The organism is Arthrobacter sp. Hiyo1 (assembly GCF_001263615.2).
Classification (GTDB): Bacteria; Actinomycetota; Actinomycetes; order Actinomycetales; family Micrococcaceae; genus Arthrobacter.
In genome coordinates, this window is the sequence record NZ_DF952468.1 from 127,497 (window position 1) to 130,464 (window position 2,968).

Annotated in this window: 1 protein-coding gene and 2 pseudogenes; 2 read left to right on the forward strand and 1 reads right to left on the reverse strand. The window is 65.2% G+C overall.

The window, feature by feature from the left end; genetic code table 11:
* The first annotated feature begins 13 nt into the window (after nucleotides 1-13).
* Both AHiyo1_RS00480 and htpX read left to right on the forward strand, forming a co-directional pair.
* Complete coding sequence (locus AHiyo1_RS00480) at nucleotides 14-1,285, forward strand: MFS transporter (protein ID WP_059387253.1); 1,272 nt, start codon at nucleotides 14-16, stop codon at nucleotides 1,283-1,285.
* A 154-nt stretch (nucleotides 1,286-1,439) separates the two neighbouring features.
* Nucleotides 1,440-2,308, forward strand: a pseudogene (htpX, locus tag AHiyo1_RS00485) (zinc metalloprotease HtpX).
* A gap of 50 nt (nucleotides 2,309-2,358) precedes the next feature.
* Here the strand turns inward: htpX and AHiyo1_RS00490 are convergent.
* A pseudogene (locus tag AHiyo1_RS00490) lies at nucleotides 2,359-2,968 on the reverse strand (Dyp-type peroxidase); the annotation flags it as partial.

Here is a 2,968-nt window from a genome sequence, read left to right on the forward strand (position 1 = left end):
GTAGGGTTGGACGGTGGCAAAACTCTTGGCTGACATGACCCCGCTTCGCGAAAGCCCCGCATTCCGCCGCCTGTGGCTGGGGTCTTCGGTGTCGATGGTCGGATCCCAGCTGACCCTGGTTGCCGTGAGCCTCGAGGTCTACAGCATCACCCAACAGAGCCTTTACGTGGGACTGCTCAGCATCTTTGCCCTGGTTCCGCTGGTGATTGCGGGCTTGTTCGGCGGCGCCCTTTCGGATGCCTATGACCGGCGGAAGGTCGCCATTGTTGCGTCCCTCGTCCTGTGGGCCTGCAGCGTGGCCCTGGCACTCCAGGCCTGGTTCCAGCTCAACAATGTCTGGATCCTGTTCCTCCTCGTCGCTATCCAGAGCGGCGCGCAGGGCATCAACGGACCGGCACGCAGCGCCATTATTCCCTTGCTGGTCCGCAAGGAACTGCTGCCCGCCGCCAACGCGTTGAGCATGCTCAACATGGGCATTTCCATGACGGCAGGCCCCCTGCTGGCCGGTGTGCTGGTCGCGTCGAGCGGTTTTGGCTGGACCTACACGATCGATGCGCTCAGCTTCGCCTTCGCGCTGTGGAGCCTGTTCAAGCTCCCGGCCCTTCCCGCGGCGGAGAACGCGTCGGCACCCGGGCTGCGCTCCGTCGTCGAGGGCTTCCGTTTCCTGGGCACCCGGCCCAACCTTCGCATGACGTTCATCATCGACCTCATTGCGATGATCTGCGCCCAGCCCCGTGCCCTCATGCCCGCGATCGGAGCCACGATGATCGGGGGCGGTGACACCACTGTTGGTGTGCTGCTCGCGTCCGTGGCCGTCGGCGCCTTCCTGACGGGACTGTTCTCCGGGCCCCTGGGGAGGGTGCGGCGCCAGGGGAGCGCGGTGGTGTGGTCCGTCGCCGGATGGGGCTTCTCCATAGCGGCCTTCGGGCTGGTGGTGGTCCTGGCCGGGGACGCAGGGCGCGATGGCGTCACGCTGTGGATCATCCCGGCGGCCTTGTGTTGTGCCCTTGCCGGGATCTCGGACTCCGTCAGCGCGGTCTTCCGCACCACCATCCTGCAATCGGCCACTCCGGACCACATGCGGGGACGGTTGCAAGGCGTGTTCATTGTGGTGGTTTCCGGTGGTCCGCGCGTGGGGGACATGCTCTCCGGTGGAGTCACGAAAGTTCTCAGCGAAGGCTGGGTGCTGCTTCTCGGCGGCGTGCTGTGCGCAGTGCTTGCCTGGTTGGTGGCGCGCGGTCAGCGTGGATTCCTCCAGTACGATTCGCTCCACCCGGTGCCTTAGCCCGGACCCAGCCCCGCGCCCAACTAGCCCGCAGTTGTTGTCGTTATGGCGGCTCAGAACGACAACAAATGCGAGCTAGTTGGGCGGAACGTCCGGGCCGCCGTCGGCGTTAATCGGAACAGAACCAAAAGCCGTACTGCAAGAAAGTAGTGAAGTGCATAATCATCACAATGGCCTGAAGACCGCAGCGCTCTTCGGTGTGCTCTGGGCGGTGCTGCTGGGACTCGGTGCCTGATCGGGGCGAGCACGCGCAGCGCCGGACCCATCTGGATCATGGCAGTGATCGGCGTCGCGACAACGGCTTATGGATATTGGAACAGCGACAAGATCGCCATCCGCTCCATGGCCGCGTACCCGGTTTCGGAAGCGGAGGCTCCGCAGCTGTACCAAATCGTCCGGGAGCTCTCCGTGAGGGCCAACCAACCCATGCCGCGGATCTACGTTTCTCCGACGATGACCCCCAATGCCTTCGCCACGGGACGCAATCCCAAGAACGCCGCCGTGTGCTGCACCGCGGGGATCTTGAACTTGCTCGACGCGCGCGAACTCCGCGGCGTCCTCGGGCATGAACTCATGCACGTCTACAACCGCGACATCCTCACTTCGTCCATCGCGGCCGCCGTCGCCGGCGTCATTACTTCGGTGGGCCAAATGCTGCTGTTCTTCGGCGGCGGGGACCGGCGGAACGCCAACCCGTTTGCCATGATTGCCATGGCCCTCCTGGCGCCGTTTGCCGCCTCGCTGATCCAGCTCGCCATTTCCCGCACCAGGGAGTACGACGCCGACCACGACGGCGCGGAGCTCACCGGCGATCCGCTGGCGCTCGCCTCAGCCCTCCGCAGGATCGAAGCAGGCGTGAAGCAGGTGCCGCTGCCGCAGGATCAGCGCCTCGTGAATACTTCGCACCTGATGATTGCCAACCCGTTCCGCGGCGGTGCCATGACCAAGCTGTTCGCCACCCACCCGCCCATGCGTGAGCGCATCGAGCGGCTCGAACGGATGGCCGGACGGCCGCTTTCCTAGCCAGCGGTCCCGTAGATCGCCCTACCGGCCGCGTCCGACGACGGGCGGCTTCATGCGAACAAGCCCTCACCAATGAAGCCGCCCGCCTTGATGCCCGGAGCACCGCGAACAGGCCGGAGCCCGTGTGCTTGAGGTACTCCAGGGCCAGCTTGTCGCTCTTTGCCATCGTCATCTGCATGGGCACGTAGTGCGTCCGCGGGTCCTTGACGAAGGCGATGAAGAACAGGCCTGCATCGAGGTGGCCGAGCCCGTCCGAACCGTCGGCGTAGTTGTATCCGCGGCGAAGCATCTTCACGCCGTTGTTCTGGTCCGCGTGGGCGAGGCGGACGTGGGAATCGATGGGAATCAGCGGCTCGCCATCGCGGCCCTTGATTGCGAAGTCCGGCACCGTGAATTCTTCCCCTCCGGACAACGGCGCTCCGGCACCTTTCGTGCGGCCGATCAGCCCTTCCTGTTCGCGGAGCGAGGTCCGGTCCCAGATCTCGATATGCATCCGAATCCGGCGGGAGACAAGGTAGCTGCCTCCCGCCATCCACGCTTCACCCGGGCGGGTTCCGGCGGTGGCCCAGACGTGCTCGTTGAGGAGTGCCGTGCCTTCCGACTTCAGGTTGGCCGTGCCGTCCTTGAAGCCGAAGAGGTTGCGCGCGGTGGTCTGGGCCA